We start from the raw sequence: 18,709 nt of genomic DNA, 5'->3' as shown, positions 1-18,709 counted from the left end.
CCCGGCAGCAACTTCCGGCATAAGCAGCAAGGTGAAGTAATTGGCTACAGAGAACCAGAACGAGTGGGGCCGCGTCGACGAGACAGGCACCGTATTCGTCCGCGAGGCGGACGGCGAACGTGCCGTCGGCCAGTACCCTGACGGAACTCCCGAAGAGGCATTGGCCTACTTCACCCGCAAGTATCACGAACTTGCTGGGCAAGTGACGTTGCTTGAACAGCGGGTCAAGAACGGCGCTCCCGCCTCTGACGTTGCGAAGGCTGTTACAGCACTCAACGAGTCGATTGCCACAGCGAATGCTGTCGGCGACCTCGCAGCACTGCTTACGCGAGTGCAGGCGCTTGGCGGTTCCGTATCGAAGCTCACCGAACAGCAAAGCGAAGAAGCGAAAGCTGCCCTCACGGAGGCAATTGCTGCCCGCAACGCACTCGTTGTTGAGGCGGAGACGCTCGCTGCTGGCGATCCGGCCAAAGCGCAGTGGAAGCAAGTCACCGCTCAGATGGACGACATCTTTGCGCGCTGGAAAGCCCATCAGACTGACGGTCCTCGCCTTCCCAAGAGCGAAGCGAACGAATTGTGGAAGCGATTCCGTGCAGCGCGCAGCACAATCGACACCCACCGCCGTGCCTTCTTCGCCGAACTAGATTCCGCACACAAGAAGGCGCGCGCAGACAAGCAAGCTCTTGTCGACGAAGCAGAGGCTCTTGCCGCACAGGGTGCCGAGGGCATCCACACCTACCGTCGATTGCTCGATAGCTGGAAGGCTGCTGGCCGCGCGGGCAAGAAGTTTGACGACGCTCTCTGGGCGAAGTTCAAGCAGGCCGGCGACGTGCTCTACGCCGCTAAGTCAGAAGTTGATGCTCACGACAACGTCGAGTTCACCGCAAACTGGGAGTTGAAGAAAGCGCTGCTTGACGAAGCCGAGCCGCTGCTCACTGCAACTGATCGTGCGCAAGCCAAAAAGGCTCTTTTTTCGATTCAGAAGCGCTGGGATGAGATTGGCAAAGTTCCCCGCGACAAGATCAAGACCGCTGAGGAACGCCTCCGCAAGGTCGAGACTGCCGTGCGCAAGCTCGACGAGGACCACTGGCACAAGAACAACCCTGAGCGTCAAGAACGCTCAGAAGGCTTCCTAGGTCAACTCAACGAAGCGATCGCAAAGCTTGAGGCAGAACTGGCGGAAGCCCAGGCTACGGGCAATGCAAAGAAGATCGCCTCAGCCCAAGATGCGCTCGATGCCCGCAAGGCATGGTTGGGCGCTCTCAAGTAGGTCGTTGTCCACAGGTGATTAGTTCTCCACTGAATCGCTGATGTTGTCTTCGTGCGGTTGCTCGCGACCGCACGATAGAGGCATGACACCACGACTCCCCCCAGTGCTCAGCGCGATCGATTTGCCGCTAGCGGAACTCCAATGCGCCGCACTCGACGGTGAACTGTTCGCTCTTGACCAGTGCTTCTGCCCGATCGATGAATTCGACACCATTCATTTACGCGCCCGTGCACTCGGGGTCGTCTTGGATGCTCGCATAATTGCCGAACGGATGACAGCCGCCTGGGTGTGGGGTGCTGCCCTCAATCCCCCGGCTCGCCACCAGTTGTGCGTAGCCATTGGCGCCCGAACGCGACCACATCCAAGCCTGAATGCGGTGCTCCGGGAGGTAGTCATCACCGATGATGACATCGACACGGTGTCGGGCGTTAGCGTCACGTCTCGATTGCGCACAGTTTTTGACCTCGTCCGCTTTAGCGAACCATTTGGAGCCCGAGAAGAGGCTGCAGTCAGAGTCCTCATGGCCGAAGGCAAGCTCGACTACGGTCAGTGCGTCGATTCACTCAACGCGCGCCGAAACTTGCCACAAAAGCGAATCGCCCTCGCGCGCTTAGCAGCGCTACAGTCTCCCGCAGCGCTCACCTCTGCCAGCTAGCCGCTATTGACCCGATAGACGTCGTAGACAGCGTCTACGCGCCGTACGGCGTTGAGCACACGGTCGAGGTGAGTCGTGTCGCCCATCTCAAAAACAAACTTGCTGATCGCGAGGCGGGCAGTCGACGTGTTGACGGTAGCCGAAAGTATGTTGACATGGGTCTCACTGAGCACCTTGGTGATGTCAGAGAGCAGTCCAGCACGGTCGAGAGCTTCAACCTGGATTTGAACGAGGAACAAGCTCTTAGACGTAGGAGCCCACTCCACTTCGATCATGCGCTCGGGCTCATCGAGAAGTGATTGCACGTTCTTGCAATCAGCGCGGTGAACCGAAACGCCAGCTCCACGAGTAACGAAGCCGACGACGTCATCGCCGGGAACGGGAGTACAGCAGCGTGCAAGCTTCACCAGAATGTCCGGCGCGCCTCGCACCAGGATACCTGAGTCTGAATGCTTGTAGGGACGCAGTTTGCCCGCAGCAGGGAACGTGAGCTCGCCGTCGTCTTCTTCGGTTCCAGCGCTCAGAGAGCCAACAAGCTTCTCAATCACTGACTGAGTGGAAATGTGCCCTTCGCCAACAGCCGCATAGAGCGCGGATACGTCTTCGTAGCGCATGTTCGCAGCAAGCTCGGCAAAAGACTCTTGGCTCATGAGCTTTTGAAGGGGCATGTTCTGCTTGCGCATCGCTCGAGCAATGGCATCTTTGCCTTGCTCGATGGCCTCGTCTCGGCGTTCTTTTGTGAACCAGGCACGGATCTTGTTGCGCGCTCGCGTGCTCTTGACGAACCCAAGCCAGTCCTGGCTCGGTGCCGCATCCGGACTCTTCGATGTGAAGACTTCGACGGAGTCCCCGCTGTTGAGTACCGTCTCAAGCGGAACCAAACGGGCATTGACCTTGGCACCCATGGTGCGGTGACCGATTTCCGTATGCACTGCGTAGGCAAAGTCGACAGGGGTAGCGCCAGCAGGCAGGCCGATTACCTTGCCCTGAGGAGTGAAGACGTACACCTCTTTCGCGCCAATTTCGAAGCGCAGCGACTCGAGGAACTCACTGGGATCAGAGGTCTCTGCCTGCCAGTCAGTGATGTGGGCTAACCACGCCATGTCATTGTCTGCTGGGCCTGACTCAATCGCCTTACCAGCGGCACGGTCCTTGTACTTCCAGTGTGCAGCAACACCAAACTCAGCACGGTGGTGCATCTCGTTCGTTCGAATTTGGATCTCGACGGCACGACCATCAGGTCCGATGACTGTGGTGTGAAGTGACTGATACAGGTTGAACTTGGGAGTTGCGATGTAATCCTTGAAGCGACCAGGAATCGGATTCCAGCGAGCGTGGATCGATCCGAGCACGGCGTAGCAATCGCGTACCGAATTTACGAGCACGCGGATACCGACCAGATCATAAATCTCGTCGAACTCCCGACCCCGCAGAATCATCTTCTGATAGATCGAGTAATACTGCTTGGGCCTGCCGGCGACGGTTCCCTTGATCCGCGACGTTCTGAGGTCGTCTTTCACCGACGCGATAACCTGCTTGACAAATTCGTCACGTTGCGGGGTTCGCTTTGAGACCAGGCTTTCGATCTCGACATAGATCTTCGGGTGCAACACCGCGAACGACAGATCTTCAAGCTCGGTCTTCATCGCCTGAATACCGAGCCGGTGGGCGAGAGGAGCGTAAATCTCCAGGGTCTCCTGCGCCTTGCGCGAGGCAGACTCCCGAGGAACAAAGCCCCACGTACGGGCGTTGTGGAGGCGGTCAGCAAGCTTGATTACCAGCACGCGAATGTCTTTCGACATCGCGACGATCATCTTGCGAACAGTTTCCGCCTGAGCGCTGTCGCCGTATTTCACCTTGTCGAGCTTGGTGACGCCGTCGACGAGCATGGCGATCTCATCGCCGAACTCGAGGCGAAGCTCGTCGAGAGAATAGGCGGTGTCTTCTACCGTGTCATGCAGCAGCGCCGCGGCAATCGTCTTCTCACCGATGCCGAGCTCCGCAAGAATCTGCGCTACGGCAATCGGGTGAGTGATGTACGGCTCACCGCTCTTGCGCTTCTGGCCGTCGTGCGCGCGAAATGCTGCGGCATACGCGCGCTCGATCAGAGCAAGGTTTGCCTTGGGGTGACTCGCCTTGACGGTGCGCAGAAGCTTCTCGACCGAACCCGCCGGTTGAGCTCGCGAAAACAGACGCGGAAGGAGCGCGCGAAAAGAAGCTGATGACTGCTGCGAATCGCTCATTCCGCTCCCTCCTAGATCGATTCTAGGACGCGTTCGAGAGCAAGAAGTTCACGACCGCTACCAACCAGCGTTTTTGCTTGCGCACGAACAACCGTTCGTGCGCCCACAGTGGCTACTTGCCGCCCTTGTCTGCAGCGCGGGCAGCGGTCAGTCGCTTGGTGCGGCTAAGGATCGCTGGCTCGTTCTGGCGGAACTGGGCATAGAGCGGAGCAGCGATAAAGATCGTGGAATATGTGCCGACGACAATACCGATGAACAACGCCAGAGCGATGTCGCGCAGTGTTCCTGCGCCAAGCACGTAAGCACCGATGAACAGGATGGCGGCCACGGGCAGAGCCGCGACGACACCGGTATTGATCGAACGAACGAGAGTCTGGTTCACCGCGAGGTTCACTGATTCCGCGAACGTGCGACGCGATTCAGAGCCGTCTTCCGACGTATTCTCTCGAATCTTGTCGAACACAACGACGGTGTCATACAGCGAGAAACCTAGGATCGTCAGGAATCCGATCACCGCCGATGGAGTGATTTCGAAACCGAAGACTCCGTATACACCAGCGGTGATCACGATGTCGTGGAGCAATGCGATCATTGCGGCGATCGACATCTTCCAGGTACGGAAGTAAATTGCCATCATGATCGCGGCAAGGGCGATGAAGACGATGAGTGCACGAAGGGCTGAACTCGTGATGTCGGCGCCCCACGAGGGGCCAACGAAGGATGCCGCGACTAGGTCATTTTCGACATCGAACGCGTTAGCAAGAGCGTCACGCACGGCGTTGGACTCGTCGGTCTCAAGCTGCTCCGTCTGAATACGGAGCGAGTTCGTCCCGACGACGGTGACCTTGGGATCAGCTTCCGCTACAACATCGATAACAGTGTCTGTTGCCAGCGTCTGGGCCTCAGCGTTGACATCGGGGTCCGAAAGCTGCTCAACCGAGTCAATTTGGAACTGTGATCCACCGGTGAACTCGATGCCGAAGACATATCCGCCACGCAGCGCCGGTACGACGATGGAAACGGCGAGCAATACCGCGGCCAGCGTGTACCAAACTTTGCGGCGGCCGATGAAGTTGATCGATACGTCGCCGGTGTAGAGGTCGTTGCCGAACTTAGAGAAGCTAGCCATCAGGAGTCCTTTCCATCTGAACTGGCATCAGAGGCAGTACCTGCCAGCTCAGCAGCTTTACGTTCAGCAATAGTCTGTCGACGCGCAGCTTCGCGGCTTGCGCCTGTCTTGTTCTTCGAGGGGGCCGGAGTGCGGAACTGTGCTCGTCCGCGATAGATCGCACCGAGCGCATTGGGGTCGAGTCCGCTCAAACGGTGACCACTCGAGAAGAACCGGGTGGTTGCGAGCAATTGAAGAACCGGGTGGGTGAACAGCACCACAACGAGTACGTCAATTACCGTCGTAATTCCCAGCGTGAGTGCGAAGCCTCGAACGTTGCCCACGGCAAGAACGAAGAGCACAACCGCAGAGAGCAGGTTGACAGCCTTGGCGGCAAAGATCGTGCGCAATGCGCGCTTCCAGCCGGCCTCTACCGCACCAGTGAGTGAACGTCCGTCACGGAGCTCATCGCGAATCCGCTCGAAGTAGACGATGAACGAGTCCGCCGTGAAACCAATAGCCACGATGAGACCCGCAACGCCAGCGAGTGAGAGGCGATAGCCATGACGCCACGACAGGTACGCGATGACCAAGTACGTGAGTACGCCGGCGACAATAAGCGATGCAACCGTCACCAAACCGAGAAGTCGGTATTGGAAGAGTGAGTAGATAACAACGAGCAGAAGACCGATTAGCCCAGCGATCAATCCGGAGTTCAACTGGTTGCTACCCAGAGTTGCGGAAATATTCTCGCTGCTCTGAACTTCGAACCCGATCGGCAGTGCACCGAACTTGAGCTGGTCAGCCAGAATCTCAGCGGTCTCTTGAGTGAAGCTGCCCGAAATCTGCGGGTTTCCACCGGTGATGACACCCTGCGTAGTCGGGGCCGATATCACTTGACCATCGAGAACGATGCCGAACCGGTTGCGCGGGTCGGTCTCATCGAAACCGAAGAGGCGAGTCGTCATTTCAGCGACATCCGCAGTTCCTTCAGCGTTGAACGTCGGGAAGACGCCCCACTGGCCAGTGCTGATGCCCTGCGAGCTCGTGACAAGTCCGCTCGAGGCGTCGGTGATCGTGCTTCCTTCGACTTCGACCGGGCCGAGGATGTACTTGTACAGCCCATCGGAATCACACGTGATGAGGGCTTCGCCCGCCGGGGCGACGCTGAAGTTATCCAGCGAAGCGCAGTCAAAGTTAGTGAATTCATCGAACAACGCCTCAGTAATCCAATTGAGGTCGCTGGCATCGGTAGGTGCTGCCGTTGGGGTCGTAGCGAGCGTCGGCTCAGGAGTCGGCGTCGCAGTTTCACCATCAGGTGTAGCGGTGTCGGTAGGCTCCGGAGTTTCGGTCGCCGTCGACGTTGCCGCAACATCCGTGTACAGAACCGGACGGAACTCGAGCTTTGCCGACGATTGGATGCGCTTCAGCGTCTCTTCGTCAGGAACGCCTGGGATCGAGACCACTACGTTGCTAGCACCTTGAGTGGTGACCTCTGCCTCGGCAACACCACTGGCATCGACCCGATCACGAATGATCGACACAGCCTGTGTCAGCTGCTCGCCAGTGACCGTCTGACCACTCTCGAGCTGAGGAGCGAGAACGATTTGCGTTCCGCCCTCAAGGTCAAGCGCAAGTTTCGGTGTCCATGAAGCCGCTCCAGTCGTGGAGTCCTCTCCGAATATGGAGCCAGCACCGATCAAAACGGCGAGCCCCACCGTGAGTGCTGTGAGCCAGACGATGGCTCGCCACGCGTTTTTCACAGGGGTTGTTCTTGCCACCTATTTGACTCAGCTTTCTTGACAGAGCAGTGCAGGATCGCACGCCGTTGGACAGTCGCCCCCGGGGAGGACGACTCTCAACACTAGTGGGTTACTGGAACTCGTTCTTCTATTTAGACGACTTGTCGTCTTTAGAGTCGGAAAGCTCGCCGAACTCCGGGTCAGTCTCGGACACAGCAGCTTCGCCAGCGGCTTCGCGCTCAGCTGCTTCGCGGTTAGCGATTTCCATCGCTTCTTCAACCGAACGAGGTGAACCATCTTCGACGGCGTCTTCAGCGACAACCTTCGCAAGAGTCTGGCTGTGGACCTTGACGATAACGCCCTTGCTGATTTCGATCTCAGCTTCGTTCTTGACGGTGTCCATCGTGATGAGAGTTCCGAAGAGACCGAAGTTGGTCATGACCTCGACGCCAGGAATCATCTGCTCACGCAGTTCTTCCATCTGAGCTTTGCGCTTACGGCTGTTGCGGAACATGAAAAAGATGAGCACGCCGAGGATGGCGAGCATCGCAATAGAAAGAGGATCCATGAGGTACCTTTCGGTGGTCTGTGGGCCTGGCGCTCAAGCTGATGCGCGTGTTAAGCCAGTAAAACTATAGTTCATCGCTGAACAGCGACGAATTCCTGTCAGCCATTCCAAAATGTTCCCACGCCGCACGCGTTGCCACTCGGCCTCGCGGGGTGCGAGACAACAAGCCGATCCGAACGAGGAATGGCTCGACAACGGATTCGACGGTCTCCGCTTCTTCGCCGACAGAGACAGCCAACGTGCTGAGACCGACTGGTCCCCCGTCGAAACGACTGAGGACCGTGTGCATGACGGCGCGGTCAAGGCGATCGAGACCGCGTTCGTCGACGTCGTAGAGTTCGAGCGCCGCACGGACCGCATCCGTACTGGCGGGAATACCGTTAACAAGCGCGTAGTCGCGAACCCGGCGTAGCAAACGATTTGCGATTCGAGGTGTGCCGCGACAGCGCCCGGCGATCTCTGCAATAGCCTCTTTGTCGATATCCAGCTCCAACATCGTTGCAGCTCGAGCCAGCACTCGCTCAAGTTCGCCCTCGTCATAAAACTCGAGGTGGGCTGTAAAACCGAAACGGTCGCGCAACGGGTTCGGCAAAAGGCCCGAACGCGTCGTGGCACCGACCAGAGTAAAGGGCGCGATGTCGAGCGGGATGGATGTGGCTCCCGCTCCCTTGCCCACCATGATGTCGATGCGGAAGTCTTCCATCGCGAGGTACAGCATCTCTTCAGCGGAGCGTGCCATGCGGTGGATCTCGTCGATGAACAGTACTTCGCCGGGAAGCAGCGACGACAGCACAGCCGCCAAGTCACCAGCGTGTTGAATAGCCGGGCCACTTGACATGCGCAACGGGCGATCGCTCTCGTGAGCGACGATCATGGCCAACGTGGTCTTGCCGAGCCCGGGAGGACCGGCAAGAAGAATGTGGTCAGCCGTGCGATTCTGCATCGCTGCCGCCCGCAAGAGCAACTGCAGCTGACCGCGGACCTTCGTTTGGCCGACAAACTCATCGAGAGATTTTGGACGGAGGGCACCCTCGAACGCAAGTTCAGCATCCGACTCGACGCCTGACGTCACGACGTCGTCGTTCTCCGCCATTAGAGACCCGCCTTGCCGGTCTGCGAGCCAACAAGCAGCAGGGCGCGGCGCAGAATGGCCTGCACATCACTCTGCTCCGACTCGTCGGCATCCTGAACCGCGCCTTCAGCTGCGGGGTGAGCGAGCTTCTCGGCCCAGCCCAAGCCTTGAAGGGCCAATGACACCTGTTCGGACACAGACGTAGAGCGCGGTGCTGCAGCAGTGGGCCGATGCGCAGAAACGATGAGCTTGCCGACAAGGTTCAACACGATGAGCTTGGCAGTCTTGGGGCCGATACCCGATACCTTGCGGAACGCGGAGTCGTTTTCTTCAGCGACAGCTCGCGCGACATCGTCAGGGGTCAGAGCGGCGAGAACACCCATCGCGCTCTTGGGCCCCACACCGGTGACGCCGCGCAATAAGTTGAACACGTCTAACTCGTCGGTGGTGCGGAAACCATAGAGCGCTAGATCGTCTTCCCGCACAATCAGCGCCGTATTGAGTTGGGCTTCAGCGCCCACCCGCACGGACAGGGCATGTTCGGGAGTCACGCTCACACTCAGGCCGACTCCCCCGACCTCAACAACCAGCGAAGTTCCGACCGCGGCGAGAACGGTGCCACGAAGGGAAGAAATCATAGGTTCAGCCTACGAGCACCCGCTGACTTCTCTGCTGACCGCCACGCCTCCTGAGCAGGGGTGAGCCCGGTTGAGCGTGACGATTCCGCTGGTGCGCCTGCCGCTCCGCTTCGTGCTGCAACGGGTGCTGCTGTGAATCCGGGGCCGCTCTTCCAGGCACCACAGATCGCCAACGCACACGCATCAGCGGCATCCGCTGGCTTGGGTGCTTCAGCGAGACCGAGCACGCGCGCCACCATGGCACCTACTTGCTTCTTCTCCGCACCGCCATAGCCCGTAATGGCAAGCTTCACTTCGGTAGGTGTATGCAACGTCACCGGGATGCCATGACGTGCGGCGACATACATCGCGACGCCACTGGCCTGGGCCGTGCCCATCACCGTGCTCACATTGTTTTGGGCGAAGACTCGCTCAAGCGCGAGCTGCTGTGGAGCGAACTCGGCAATGATGGCGTCAATACCGTCACCAATCTCGCGCAACCGCTCTTCCAATGCCATTGCTGGCGGAGTGCGGACTACACCGACGTACACCAAAGTCGCACGACGATTGGGCGCAACATCGACCACACCGATGCCGCACCGCGTGAGCCCGGGATCGATCCCGATCACACGCAGCGTCATCGACTAGTCCTCGTCAAGCTCGGCTTGGACCTCAGGCGTGATGTCAAAGTTGGAGTAGATGTTCTGAACGTCGTCGGACTCTTCAAGCGCATCGATCAGCTTGAAAACCTTGCGGGCAGTATCGGCGTCGACTTCGACCTTGACGTTCGGAACGAACTCGGCTTCCGAGGCGTCATAGTCGATGCCAGCCTCTTGAAGCGCGTTACGCGACTCAACCAGGCGAGCTGTATCGGTGATGACCTCGAAGCCTTCGCCATGGTTCATGACTTCTTCAGCACCAGCGTCGAGCACTGCCATGAGAATGTCGTCTTCGGTGACGCCCTCAGTCTTGGTGATCGAGATGACGCCCTTGCGTTCAAAGTTGTACGCAACGCTGCCGGGATCGGCCAACGAGCCACCGTTGCGGCTCATGATCGTGCGAACATCGGCTGCCGCGCGGTTCTTGTTGTCGGTAAGACATTCAACCAGGAGAGCGACACCGTTGGGACCGTAGCCCTCGTACATGATGTTGAGGTACTCGATGGCGTCGCCAAGCTGGCCGGAGCCACGCTTGACCGCACGATCGATGTTGTCGTTGGGAACCGACGTCTTTTTCGCCTTTTGAATGGCGTCGACAAGAGTCGGGTTGCCCGCAAGATCTGCTCCGCCAATCTTGGCGGCGACCTCGATATTCTTGATCAATTTCGCGAATGACTTCGCGCGGCGAGAATCAGTAATCGCCTTCTTGTGCTTGGTAGTTGCCCATTTAGAATGCCCTGACATGACGGCTATTCTATCTGGCCTCGCGAGGTCCCGCGTGCGCGAATCCCCGCGCTAGGCCTGATCAAACCTCGTGCGCACACCGACATCGTTCAATTGAAGCTGGGCGAGCCGGGCGACAGTGGTGGCATTCCCTGCCCTCCACTCGGCAGCCGGATCAGCGGAAACCTGAGATAACGCGGTCAAATTCTGAGAAGCCAGTGCGCGAAGCGCGAGCAAATCAGTGCCGCCCGGCGTTGCGAGAAGTTTCTTGGCCTCATCCGCTCGCACCGCAAAACGGATCCGGGGCAACAACCACACGAGCAGTATCAGCACAACCGGAACTACAGCGATGAAGACACCAACCAAAGTTGCCGCAGCCAGAACCGTCTCCTGCTGATTCCGCCCTGCCGCCTCTAGCGTAGCCCCGGCATCACTCGCCCCATCGAAAGGAGCGCGGATGCCCGATCCAATCAGCGGAACAGCACCGAGGGTGTCTCCAAGCTCGACCATCGTCGACCGGAAGCCTGCCCCGGCATCCTGCATCTGAGCGCCGAGCTCTTGGAACGCTGCAATGAGTTGGTAAACCCAACTGCCGATCACAATCCAGAGAACAATGAATGCTAGCGAGAACACATCGGCCGTAATCTGGCGAGCTCTGCGGGCGGGAAGGTCTGCGTACAGTTGCATTCCCCCATGATGCAGGAACTATGGCTTAGCGCGCACGCGAGAAACGAAGTACTCGTGAAAACGGGTATCTCCCGTGATCTCCGGATGAAAGGAGGTACCGAGAAGGTTTCCCTGTTCGACTGCCACAATCCGCCCATCGTCAAGCGTTGCGATTGCTCGCGCGCTCGCGCCAACGGATTCGACAACAGGAGCCCGAATGAAGATGGCGTGAACGGGCACATCGCCCAACTCCGGCACATGGATGTCCGTCTCGAAGGAGTCAGTCTGTGACCCGAACGCGTTACGGCGCACCACGACATCCAGCCCGCCAAAAGACCGTTGCCCGTCGATCGAATCGAGCACAGTGTCAGCCAGCATGATCAGCCCCGCACACGTGCCATAGACCGGAAGTCCGCCCGCAATCGCTTCGCGTATCGGGTCATACAGCCCATAGAGACGAGAGAGCTTGTCGATCACGCTCGACTCTCCGCCGGGAATGATGAGTCCAGCAATATGCTCAAGCTGCTGAGCGGTCTTGACCGCGATTGCGGTTTCGCCCAGCAGTTCGAGCACAGCGAGGTGCTCACGGAAGTCACCCTGGAGAGCTAATACTCCGATAGGGAGCTGATCGACTGTGTGACTACCAGCCACGCTCAGAGAGACGGTGGGGAGCAGCAAGGTCAGACACGTTGATGCCAACCATGGCCTCACCGAGTCCGCGCGAGGCAGCAGCAATAACGCTCGGGTCATCGAAGAAGGTCGTCGCCTTCACAATTGCGGCCGCGCGCTGCGCCGGGTTGCCCGACTTGAAGATTCCGGACCCGACGAAGACTCCATCGGCACCGAGTTGCATCATCAGAGCAGCATCGGCGGGAGTTGCTACGCCGCCGGCCGTGAAGAGTACAACGGGAAGCTTTCCCGTCTCCGCGATTTCGCGCACGAGCTCATAGGGAGCCTGAAGTTCCTTAGCCGCAACGTACAGTTCGTCAGCAGACTTCGAGCGCAGTTCGTTGATCTGGCCCTTGATAGTGCGGATGTGTTTGGTCGCCTCAGAAACGTCGCCCGTGCCCGCCTCGCCCTTTGAGCGGATCATCGCAGCACCCTCGGTGATGCGACGAAGCGCCTCGCCCAGGTTGGTTGCGCCACAGACGAAGGGAACGTCGAAGTTCCACTTATCGATGTGGTTGACGTAGTCTGCGGGGCTCAGCACCTCGGACTCGTCGATGTAGTCGACCTTGAGCGCCTGAAGAACCTGAGCTTCAACGAAGTGTCCGATTCGGGCCTTGGCCATAACGGGGATTGAAACTGCGTCGATGATGCCGTCGATGAGGTCGGGGTCACTCATGCGAGCTACTCCACCCTGCGAACGGATGTCAGCAGGAACGCGCTCGAGGGCCATGACGGCAACAGCGCCGGCATCCTCAGCGATCTTTGCCTGCTCAGCGTTGACGACATCCATGATGACGCCACCCTTAAGCATTTCTGCCAGTCCGCGCTTAACGCGGCTCGTACCGGATTCGTTGGATGAAGTGTTCTCGCTCATAGCTACAACGCTAAGACCGGAGCCCTCAAAAGAATGCAGCCAATTTGAACTCAGTGGTTCGTCGGCCAGGCCTTCGCCAGTTCTTCGCGAACCTCACCAAGCAGCCGAGGAATGGCCTTCGTTCCGGCCACAATCGGGAAGAAGTTCGAGTCAGTTGCCCACCGCGGAACAACATGCTGATGCAGGTGATTAGCGATACCGGCGCCTGCTAGCGCACCCTGATTCATCCCGATATTGAAACCGTGAGCCTTCGACGTTTCGCGGAGCACTCGCATCGCTGTCTGAGTGAGCGACGCGATCTCTGCCGTCTCCTCATCCGTCGCTTCGTCGTACAAGGGCACGTGCCGATAGGGGCACACCAAGAGGTGGCCACTGTTATAGGGGAAGAGGTTGAGCAGAACGAAAGCGTGCTCACCGCGCGCGACGATCAGCGCTTTCTCGTCGTCAAGGGTCGGCGCAACGCAGAAGGGGCAGTCGTCCTTGTCAGGCTGCGACTGATCCATGATGTATGCGATGCGATGCGGTGTCCACAGCCGCTGGAAGGCATCGGGAACCGCAGCGAAGTCAGCACTCGACTCCCCCGCAGGCAATTCCGAACCGTCGTAATCCTGCACGAACTAAACCTGCGCTCGGGTCGCGATCGCCTCAGTGATGCGCGCGACAGCATCAGCAATCGGGATTCCATTCTCCTGAGTTCCATCACGGAAACGGAAGCTCACTGAACCCGCAGCCTGATCCTGTTCACCAGCAATGAGCTGGAACGGAATCTTCGATTTGGTGTGAGTGCGGATCTTCTTTTGCATCCGCTCACTCGAGGCATCGAGCTCAGCGCGAACGCCGAGCGCTGTGAGCTGATCGATCACGCCACCCAAGTATTCCTCGTAGGCCTCAGCAACGGGGATGCCGACAACCTGGACCGGCGACAGCCAGACCGGGAATGCTCCGGCGTAGTGCTCAGTGAGCACACCGAAGAAGCGCTCGATCGAACCGAACAGGGCACGGTGGATCATCACCGGACGCTGGCGTGAACCATCCGCAGCGGTGTATTCCAGTTCGAAGCGCTCAGGAAGGTTGAAGTCGAGCTGCACTGTGGACATTTGCCACGTGCGGCCAATAGCGTCTCGAGCCTGAACCGAAATTTTCGGGCCGTAGAACGCCGCCCCTCCCGGGTCGGGAACAAGTTCTAGACCGGATTCGGCTGCAACCTCAGCAAGGGTCTGCGTCGCTTCGTCCCACACGTCGTCATCGCCGACATACTTCTCTGGATCCTTCGTCGACAACTCAAGGTAGAAGTCGGTCAGACCGTAGTCACGCAGCAACGAAAGAACGAAGTTGAGGGTGTTCGTGAGCTCCTCCTTCATCCCTTCCTTGGTGGTGAAAATGTGCGCGTCGTCCATCGTGAGGCCACGAACACGCGTGAGGCCGTGAATGACGCCGGATTTTTCGTTGCGGTAGACCGTGCCGAACTCGAAGAGGCGCATCGGAAGATCGCGGTACGAGCGTCCGCTCGACTTGTAAATCAGGATGTGCATCGGGCAGTTCATGGGCTTGAGGTAGTAATCGGCGCCCTGGCGAGTGATCTCGCCCTCTTCGTTGCGGCCCTCATCGAGGTGCATCGGTGGGAACATGCCGTCCTTGTACCAGCCCAAGTGACCGGAGGTCTCGAACAGAGCCGCCTTGGTGATGTGAGGAGTATTAACGAACGAGTAGCCCTCTTGCAAGTGACGCGTGCGTGAATAATTCTCCATCTCGTGGCGGATGATTCCGCCCTTGGGATGGAACACAGCAAGACCAGAACCAATTTCGTCGGGGAAAGAGAATAGGTCTAGCTCAGCACCAAGCTTGCGGTGGTCGCGCTTGAGAGCTTCCTCTTGACGAGCTTGGTACTCACGAAGCTCGTCTTTGGTCGGCCACGCCGTGCCATACACACGTTGCAGCTGCTTGTTCTTCTCCGAACCGCGCCAATATGCGGCGGCGGTACGTGTGAGCGACCAACCGTTGCCAATCATGCGAGTGTTCGGCAGGTGCGGCCCGCGGCACAGGTCTTTCCAGTAAACCTCGCCCGTCTTGCCGTCGACGTTGTCATAAATGGTGAGCTCGGCGCCGCCGACCTCGACTGACTCATTGTCAGCGTCAGCATCGCCCTCGGCTACGGCGCCCTTGAGGCCAATCAATTCGAGCTTGTACGGCTCGTTGGCGAGCTCTTCACGAGCTTCAGCCTCCGTCACAACACGACGCTGAAAACGTTGACCCTGACGGATGATGCGATCCATCGCCTTGGTGATCGCTTTGAGATCCTCGGGCGTGAACGGCTCCTCGACGTCAAAGTCGTAGTAGAAACCATCGGTCACGGGTGGACCAATACCAAGCTTCGCTTCGGGGTTGATCGTCTGAACCGCCTGTGCCGCGACGTGCGCCGCCGAATGGCGAAGGATGTTGAGCCCGTCAGGCGAGTCGATAGTGACCGCCTCGACCTCATCCGTGTCGGTCACCGTCGAGGCGAGGTCTTTCAGCTCACCGTTGACGCGCATGGCGACGACGTTGCGGTCGGTAAATAGGTCGAATCCAGTCTTACTCACACAACAACTTTAGCCGCGATACCGACAACTCCGCGTCACTCAATGCGCTAGCCACCAAAGATCTGGCTCGCCCACAGAGCAAGTGCCGTACTGGTGAGCGCGTTGGCCCACCCAATCAGGAGTTGCAGCACCCCCACGAGCGAGATCATTAGCGTTCCCCGGGCGCTGCGAGCCGTAGGGATGAGGGCGATAGCAAGAAGTGTCATCGCCATGAAAATATTTCCGGTCGAGCCGTCAGGCAAGAGCCCGAGGGCGAACCCGACGATAAACGCCGCAAAGACAAGGCTCGAAATAATGATCGCGCCCGGCCTGCGAACGATGAGCGCAACCAGCCACGCACTGACAAGTGGTGCGATCACGAAGAAGCCTTCAACAGTGCTGAAGAACTGGCCCACGATAACGAGTCGATCGCCGAATCCGATAAACGCCGATTGCGTTGCCCCGGCAAATGGACGTCCGAGAAAGAGGGCGTTGAGCACGGCGAGGGAAATGAGCGCAGACGCAGCGGGATAGAGGATGACGAGAGCGTTCGCTCGTCGAGCGCCGACTACTCCCGCGCGACGATGGCGAAGGATGGGCGCGGAGAGGGCCGCAGCAGTGACGTAAACGAGTGCTGTCACATCGGTGAGAACTGCAACCATGAAGTAGATTCCGACCCGAAAACCGGACTCGGTGTTACCCCACGCCACAAATCTCACGATGTGTGACATCCCGAGGCCGAAGAGAATAAGCCCCAAGAACGCTGCATAATTTTGAGTCGCGTTGTAGAAAAAGAGTGGGTTGAGCGCGAGCGCCATCATCAGGATCACGATCGTGGATCGTGCGAAGCGCCGCTGCACCATGATCTCGATCAGCTTCTGCAAGAAGACTCCGGCGCTGAGCGCTCCGATGATCGAGAGCGTCAGCGCCCCACCAGGCACGAAAGCTGCGAGCAGGGTGCTGATGGGCGGAAAAATATCTCCCAGCCATTGGGCGTCTGCTCGCTGCCAATCTATCTGGGTTGCTCGCGCAACAAGGGTGGCGTTGGGCGAGTCTGTCGCTCCTAACGCTGAAACGACGAGCGCAAAGATGACGTAGGGAAGCGCGAAGATGCCACGGAGCATCCACCGGCGAGGAGTGCGTCGCGGCCAGACATCGAGGCGAGTGCGTGGCGGGCGGGTTGCAATGCGAAGCGCCCGCGTATTCGTCAGCGGCTCACTCATGATTGGTCTGGCTTGTCAGGCCATGCTCCGTCTTCTCCCAGTAGTGCGGTTTCGTGATGAGCTGCCAGAGGGCCTTGTAGGACGCAATCGAGTGCAAAATCCAATACAAGGGATTCAGCAGCGCCCAGGGAACAAGGGCGAATGTTCCCCGTTTATAGGGCCCCATCATCGACAAATACACCATGATCGAGCTGCCGATGATGAAGTTGAGAAAGCACACCCAGAGCAACCACACGGGAAAGAACTGCCCCACAAGTTCTGTAGGCAGCACAAGAGACAGAACCGTGAGCACGTAGAACGGCAGCACCCCTAAGAAGGTGGCTGGCGTGCCGGCGATAAGCAGGACGAAGCTACAGAATCGCCAGAACCCGATCTCTCGCATGAGTGCCACCGGCCGACGCGCATGCACGAGGGTGGTCTGCATGTAGCCCTTGATCCACCGACTGCGCTGCCGTATGAAGTTGGGAATGGACTTGTTGGCCTCTTCCATCGTTGCCGAGTTCACGACACCGACGCGATAGCCGAGCGCACTGGCACGGATGCCCAAATCGGCGTCTTCGGTGACGTTGTACGGGTCCCATCCCCCGAGGCTCTTGAGAGCCTCCGTGCGGAAATGGTTCGAAGTGCCGCCAAGCGGGATAGGTAAATCGAGCGAATCGAGGCCAGACAACATGTAGTCGAACCAGTAGCCATACTCGAGCGAGAACATCCGGGTCAACACGTTTTCGCTGGCATTGAAATAGTTCAACGCTGCCTGAACGCACACCGTCTTCTCGCCGCCGCGCTGGAACGAAATATAGGCCTTTTTGAGCTGGTCAGGCTCAGGCGTGTCTTCTGCATCGAAAATAACTAGGTAGTCGCCCGTTGCGAAGAACAAACCAACGTTGCAGGCCCGCGGTTTGGTCTGCGGGTGCCCGGCAGGAATAGTGATGATCTGAAAGTGATCGGGTGGAGAGCTCGCCTCGAACGCCGCTCGTGTTTCATCGTCCGATTCCTCGATCAAGACAAAGACCTCAAGCCGGTTAGTCGGCCAATCGATATCCCCTAGGTTCCTGACCAGCTGGGCGACGATGTTTGCTTCTTTGAAAACTGGCACCAGCACTGTGTAGCGCGGCAGATCGTCGTCATTGAGCGCTTCAACTTCACTGTCGGACACCCGCTCGACGAGATCGAACCGCGCTCCGCGCAAGGAAATAAAGAACTTGAAGGCTGTGCCTGCGAGAAATATCAGGCTGGTGATAGCGATGAGGGTAATCACCGTTGTTACCGGCCAGAACACCAGAGCGATCACAAAGACGATAAGCAGTATGAGCAAACCGATCTTCTGGCCGCGGGACGCAACAGTTCTCGCCGACAACACCGGATTGCGGTTCCACAACTCATTCGCGGCCTGATCGGCAATCAGCGGCCCAAAGACATCAAGAATGGTGTGCCAGATTTGGGCGGATGTCGCCGCCACAAAAACGACGTCTCGCCCGAGCGCATCAGCGATTCTTTCGCTGCGCTCTTCGTCCGGAACCCGAGCGGTCGCTACGAGGGCGCGACCGTCTGGCAGCTCGCGGAGAGGCATCCAGTTTTCGGCAATGTACAGCTGCCCGCTCCACCGGCGAGCGAAGTCACCATCGACGTCAGACATGGTGGCACGATCAATGCCCCAGACGCGGGAGATCACATCCACCAACGTGGCGTCGTCGAGGTGCCCACGGCTAGCGAGAGTTTGGTCGATGTGAACGCCGGAGCGTGCTTTGACTGAGCGCGCTTCAGCAATCTGGCTGCGGGTCGCCAGTCCTTCGTCGAGTAGGAGCTTCACAAAGGCTTCACTCTGGCGCGACGGTTCCCCGATTTTCCCCATGGCCCTATCGTCGCGCACTCTCATGCCGCGGGGAGGGAGCCACGCTGACTTCGCGTGGGCCGTTGGCTTTCGCACACGTGCGCGGTAGGGAGTTAAAAGCAGAAGCCCCGGCGAACCGGGGCTTCATCTGTGAGCGATACTGGGATCGAACCAGCGACCTCTTCCGTGTCAGGGAAGCGCGCTACCGCTGCGCCAATCGCTCATGCTATT

Annotated in this window: 17 protein-coding genes and 1 tRNA gene; 2 read left to right on the top strand and 16 right to left on the bottom strand. The window is 58.6% G+C overall.

Features of this window, described 5'->3' with window-relative positions; all coding sequences use genetic code 11:
* Positions 1 to 40 precede the first annotated feature (40 nt).
* On the top strand, positions 41 to 1,270 hold the full coding sequence (locus I6E73_RS08010; protein ID WP_197105711.1) for a DUF349 domain-containing protein: 1,230 nt from the start codon (positions 41 to 43) through the stop codon (positions 1,268 to 1,270).
* Between the two features lie 82 nt (positions 1,271 to 1,352).
* Positions 1,353 to 1,925: a hypothetical protein gene (locus I6E73_RS08005; protein ID WP_197109900.1), complete on the top strand. Its 573-nt coding sequence runs from the start codon at positions 1,353 to 1,355 to the stop codon at positions 1,923 to 1,925.
* Here I6E73_RS08005 and I6E73_RS08000 read toward each other — a convergent pair.
* From I6E73_RS08000 to I6E73_RS07925, 16 genes are all read right to left on the bottom strand, one after another.
* Positions 1,922 to 4,168, bottom strand: coding sequence for a bifunctional (p)ppGpp synthetase/guanosine-3',5'-bis(diphosphate) 3'-pyrophosphohydrolase (locus tag I6E73_RS08000; RefSeq protein WP_197105713.1), 2,247 nt, complete (start codon positions 4,166 to 4,168; stop codon positions 1,922 to 1,924). The genes I6E73_RS08005 and I6E73_RS08000 overlap by 4 nt on opposite strands.
* A 112-nt stretch (positions 4,169 to 4,280) precedes the next feature.
* Positions 4,281 to 5,297, bottom strand: a complete 1,017-nt coding sequence (gene secF / locus I6E73_RS07995) for a protein translocase subunit SecF (protein ID WP_197105714.1) — start codon at positions 5,295 to 5,297, stop codon at positions 4,281 to 4,283.
* Positions 5,297 to 7,039 (bottom strand): protein translocase subunit SecD, encoded by a 1,743-nt coding sequence (gene secD / locus I6E73_RS07990; protein WP_374189161.1) that lies wholly within the window; start codon positions 7,037 to 7,039, stop codon positions 5,297 to 5,299. The genes secF and secD overlap by 1 nt, the downstream gene beginning before the upstream one ends.
* A gap of 127 nt (positions 7,040 to 7,166) precedes the next feature.
* Positions 7,167 to 7,586, bottom strand: coding sequence for a preprotein translocase subunit YajC (gene yajC, locus I6E73_RS07985; RefSeq protein ID WP_197105716.1), 420 nt, complete (start codon positions 7,584 to 7,586; stop codon positions 7,167 to 7,169).
* A gap of 64 nt (positions 7,587 to 7,650) precedes the next feature.
* The gene (gene ruvB / locus I6E73_RS07980) at positions 7,651 to 8,679 is read right to left on the bottom strand and encodes a Holliday junction branch migration DNA helicase RuvB (RefSeq protein WP_197105717.1); all 1,029 of its coding nucleotides are present in this window, start codon (positions 8,677 to 8,679) and stop codon (positions 7,651 to 7,653) included.
* Positions 8,679 to 9,296, bottom strand: coding sequence for a Holliday junction branch migration protein RuvA (gene ruvA, locus I6E73_RS07975; RefSeq protein WP_197124431.1), 618 nt, complete (start codon positions 9,294 to 9,296; stop codon positions 8,679 to 8,681). Before ruvA ends, ruvB begins: the two co-directional genes overlap by 1 nt.
* Positions 9,293 to 9,910, bottom strand: coding sequence for a crossover junction endodeoxyribonuclease RuvC (gene ruvC / locus I6E73_RS07970; protein WP_374058847.1), 618 nt, complete (start codon positions 9,908 to 9,910; stop codon positions 9,293 to 9,295). Before ruvC ends, ruvA begins: the two co-directional genes overlap by 4 nt.
* A gap of 9 nt (positions 9,911 to 9,919) precedes the next feature.
* Positions 9,920 to 10,678 (bottom strand): YebC/PmpR family DNA-binding transcriptional regulator, encoded by a 759-nt coding sequence (locus I6E73_RS07965; RefSeq protein ID WP_197124429.1) that lies wholly within the window; start codon positions 10,676 to 10,678, stop codon positions 9,920 to 9,922.
* Positions 10,679 to 10,729: 51 nt separating this feature from the next.
* Complete coding sequence (locus I6E73_RS07960) at positions 10,730 to 11,344, bottom strand: hypothetical protein (RefSeq protein ID WP_197124427.1); 615 nt, start codon at positions 11,342 to 11,344, stop codon at positions 10,730 to 10,732.
* Between the two features lie 18 nt (positions 11,345 to 11,362).
* A complete protein-coding gene (gene pdxT / locus I6E73_RS07955) occupies positions 11,363 to 11,974 on the bottom strand; it encodes a pyridoxal 5'-phosphate synthase glutaminase subunit PdxT (protein ID WP_307783868.1) in 612 nt (203 codons plus the stop codon).
* Complete coding sequence (gene pdxS, locus I6E73_RS07950) at positions 11,964 to 12,866, bottom strand: pyridoxal 5'-phosphate synthase lyase subunit PdxS (protein WP_197109896.1); 903 nt, start codon at positions 12,864 to 12,866, stop codon at positions 11,964 to 11,966. The genes pdxT and pdxS overlap by 11 nt, the downstream gene beginning before the upstream one ends.
* A gap of 50 nt (positions 12,867 to 12,916) precedes the next feature.
* Positions 12,917 to 13,480, bottom strand: a complete 564-nt coding sequence (locus tag I6E73_RS07945) for an HIT domain-containing protein (protein ID WP_197105724.1) — start codon at positions 13,478 to 13,480, stop codon at positions 12,917 to 12,919.
* Positions 13,481 to 13,483: 3 nt separating this feature from the next.
* A complete protein-coding gene (thrS, locus tag I6E73_RS07940; protein WP_231600857.1) occupies positions 13,484 to 15,397 on the bottom strand; it encodes a threonine--tRNA ligase in 1,914 nt (637 codons plus the stop codon).
* Positions 15,398 to 15,492: 95 nt separating this feature from the next.
* Positions 15,493 to 16,647: a hypothetical protein gene (locus I6E73_RS07935; RefSeq protein ID WP_197124423.1), complete on the bottom strand. Its 1,155-nt coding sequence runs from the start codon at positions 16,645 to 16,647 to the stop codon at positions 15,493 to 15,495.
* Complete coding sequence (locus I6E73_RS07930; RefSeq protein WP_231600594.1) at positions 16,640 to 18,499, bottom strand: glycosyltransferase; 1,860 nt, start codon at positions 18,497 to 18,499, stop codon at positions 16,640 to 16,642. Before I6E73_RS07930 ends, I6E73_RS07935 begins: the two co-directional genes overlap by 8 nt.
* 130 nt (positions 18,500 to 18,629) lie before the next feature.
* Positions 18,630 to 18,701, bottom strand: a tRNA-Val gene (locus I6E73_RS07925).
* Positions 18,702 to 18,709 lie beyond the last annotated feature (8 nt).

Origin of the sequence: Salinibacterium sp. SWN248, assembly GCF_015864575.1 — a bacterium.
Taxonomy (GTDB): Bacteria; Actinomycetota; Actinomycetes; order Actinomycetales; family Microbacteriaceae; genus Rhodoglobus.
The sequence above is the reverse complement of the archived record's forward strand: the minus strand, read 5'-3'. Positions and strand labels throughout refer to the sequence as shown.